Genomic DNA, 2800 nt, shown 5'->3' with positions numbered 1-2800 from the left:
GGCCCTGGTGTGGCTGCTGCTCGGCCTGGCCGTGGTCGGGGCGCCACCCACCTGGCGCAACTCCCGGCTGGCCGGACACCTGGTCGGTCCGACCGTCAACGCCGGCCTGAATCTCTACATCGGCAACGGTCCGGAGGCCAACGGGTTCTACGTGGCGGCGGTGCCGGGCGACTGGCGGCGCGACCCCGCCGGGCGCGCCTTCCTGGCCGGCCGCTTCGGGCGGGACGCGGTGTCCCTGGCCGAGGCTGACCGCCTCTGGCGCGACGCGGCCCTCGCCGAGATGCGGGCGCGGCCGGGGCGCACCGCGGCGCTGTTCCTGCGCAAGCTGTGGCTGCACGTCCAGGGCTGGGAGATCGACCAGTTGACGCCCCTGGCGGGTTGGACGCGCACCGTGCCGCTGCTGCGCGGGTGGCTCGTGCCCTACGCCCTGCTCGTCGTCCTGGGCAGTGCCGGGCTGGCGGCGGCGTGGGGACGGAGCGACGGCGGGGTTCTGCGGTGGGCGCTGGCCGTCCTCGTGGTGCTGCTGCTGGGGCAGAGCCTCTTCTTCGTCGTGTCGCGCTACCGGTTGGCGCTGGTGCCGTTCTGGTGCGTCGCGGCCGGCTGGGGCGCGGTGCATCTGGCCGCCCGGCGCCGCGCGGCGTGGGTGGCGGCCGCATTGGCGGCGGTGCTGGTCGTGCCCTGGGGGCTGAACGGCGTGCGGGCCACCTGGTCGGGGCTGGCCGCGGCCAACGAGGCCCTGCGCTGGGCCGACGTCGGCGTGGCCACCGGCGACGCGTCGGCACTGGAGCGGGCCGTCGCCCTGTACCGGGAAGCCGTCGCGGTGGCGCCGGACCGGACGCCGTCATGGCTCGGTCTGGCGGCGGCTCTCGGGGCCCGGGGCGACGAGTCCGGTCGCCGTACGGTCCTCCGCGAGGGCGCCCGCCAGGCCTCGGACCCGGTGCCCCTGTGGCGGGCGCTGCTGGGCGCGGCCCTCGCGGGGAACGACCCGGTCGCCGCCCGCGAGGCCGCCGAGCAGGTGCTCGTGCGGGACCCCGACGACGCCGAGGCGCTCCACAACCTGGCCGTGCTGCTGGCCCGGACGGGCGATCCCGCCGCCGCCCTCGCCGCGGCCCGCCGCCTGCGGGCGGCCCACCCCGCGGATGCGCGCGGGTACATCGACGAAGGCGTGATCCTCGCCCGCGCCGGCCGGCGCGACGAGGCCCGCGCGGTGTTCCGGGCCGGTCTCGAGCGGCTCCCGGACGATCCGGCGCTGCGCCGGAACCTCGCCCTGGTCTCCGACTGAAGAAAAATCCGGAAACGGCCGCTGGTCCCGGAGTCGTCCCGCGTTGGGTGGGGTGAATGGCACGACAACCAGCAACCGATTCCCGTTCCCCAGGAGGCCCAGTCATGAAGACGCAGCAGAACATGTCCCGACGGAACCTGATCCTCGTGGTCGCCGCCCTGGCGGCCCTCGGTCTCGCCGCCACCGCGCTGGCCCAGGGGCCCGGTCCCCGCGGCGGTCGCGGCCCGGGCGCCGGCGGCCCCGACGGCGATTTCGACGGCGGCCCGCGCCTCGAGCGCCTGCAGGCCCACCTCGACCTCACCGACGAGCAGGTCGCGGCCATCGAGGACCTGCACGAGAAGACCCGCACCAAGAACACCGAGCTGCGCAAGGAGCTGCTGCGCCTGCGCAACGACAAGCGCGGCGAGATGCTGAAGGACGAGCCCTCGGCCGGCAAGCTCGTCGAACTGACGCGCAAGATCGGCGAGGTGCGCACCGAGATGCAGGTCAACCGCGTCGAGACGCGCCTGGCCGTGCGGAAGCTGTTGACGCCCGAGCAGCGGGACAAGATGCTGCTCGGCGAAGGGCGCCGCGGCGGGCGTGGTGCGGGCTTCGAGGCGGGTCGCGGCCAGGGTGGCCGTGGCGGCCGTGGCGACTGCGGGGGCGGCGGCTCCTGCGAGCAGGGCCCCGGGCAGGGTCGCGGCCGCGGCCAGGGCCAGGGTCGCTGGTAGATCGTGGACGCATCGACCGGCAAGGTGAATCTTGAGGCACGACACCGACGACGACACCCTCATGGCCCTCGTGGCCGACGGCGAGGAGGCGGCTTTCCGCCTCCTCGTCCAGCGGTGGGAGACGGACGTGCGGACCTTCCTGATCCACATGGTCGGATCCGTCGACGAAGCCGAGGACCTCTGCCAGGAGACCTTCGTCAAGGTCTTCCGGCAGGCGGGGAAGTACCGGCCGCAGGGCCTGTTCCGCAGCTGGCTCCTGCGCATCGCCGGCAACCTCGCCCGCAGCCGCCTGCGGCGGCGGAAGATCATCGGCTGGGTGCGCTTCGACACGACCACCCACGACACGCCGGCCCCGGACGCCGGCCCGCTGGCGGCCCTCGAACGGGACGAGGCGACCCGGACGGTCCGGGCGGCGGTCGACGCCCTGCCCGAACGGCAGAAGCAGGCCCTGGTGCTGCATCGCTTCCAGGGGCTGCGGTATCGCGAGGTGGCCGAGGCCATGGAGACCACCGTGCCCGGCGTCGAATCCCTCATCCAGCGGGCCCTGGCCGGCCTGCGCGAACGGCTCGGCGACGCGGATGTCTGAGCGGCGAAAGGACGACGACATGGAACACGTGCTCCACCTGATCGACGCGGCCCTCGGCGGCGAACTGGGCGCCGCGGAGCGCGAGGCGCTGGACGCCCACCTGGCCGCCTGCCCGACGTGCGCGGCGGCGTGGCGCGGGAGGCGGGCCGCCTGGGATCGCCTGGATGTCCTCGCCGCTCCGGTGGCCGCGGCGGCGGCGGAGTCCCGGGTCTGGCCGGCCGT

Annotated in this window: 4 protein-coding genes; all 4 read left to right on the top strand. The window is 75.2% G+C overall.

Annotated features, from left to right (window positions below; genetic code table 11):
- On the top strand, window positions 1-1282 hold a 1282-nt coding region (locus tag KDM41_17790; protein ID MCB1185274.1), incomplete at its 5' end, for a tetratricopeptide repeat protein.
- Between the two features lie 104 nt (window positions 1283-1386).
- Window positions 1387-1992: a periplasmic heavy metal sensor gene (locus KDM41_17785; protein ID MCB1185273.1), complete on the top strand. Its 606-nt coding sequence runs from the start codon at window positions 1387-1389 to the stop codon at window positions 1990-1992.
- A gap of 31 nt (window positions 1993-2023) precedes the next feature.
- Window positions 2024-2578, top strand: a complete 555-nt coding sequence (locus KDM41_17780) for a sigma-70 family RNA polymerase sigma factor (GenBank protein ID MCB1185272.1) — start codon at window positions 2024-2026, stop codon at window positions 2576-2578.
- Between the two features lie 19 nt (window positions 2579-2597).
- Window positions 2598-2800: zf-HC2 domain-containing protein (locus KDM41_17775; protein ID MCB1185271.1), on the top strand; the 203-nt coding region annotated here is incomplete at its 3' end.

This window comes from bacterium (assembly GCA_020440705.1).
Lineage (GTDB): Bacteria > Krumholzibacteriota > Krumholzibacteriia > LZORAL124-64-63 > LZORAL124-64-63 > JAGRNP01.
The sequence above is the reverse complement of the archived record's forward strand: the minus strand, read 5'-3'. Positions and strand labels throughout refer to the sequence as shown.

What these genes read in the sequence shown, in the direction of transcription:
- KDM41_17785 (MCB1185273.1), top strand. Translation starts at nt 1,387, where the DNA reads ATGAAGACGCAGCAGAACATGTCCCGACGGAACCTGATCCTCGTGGTC.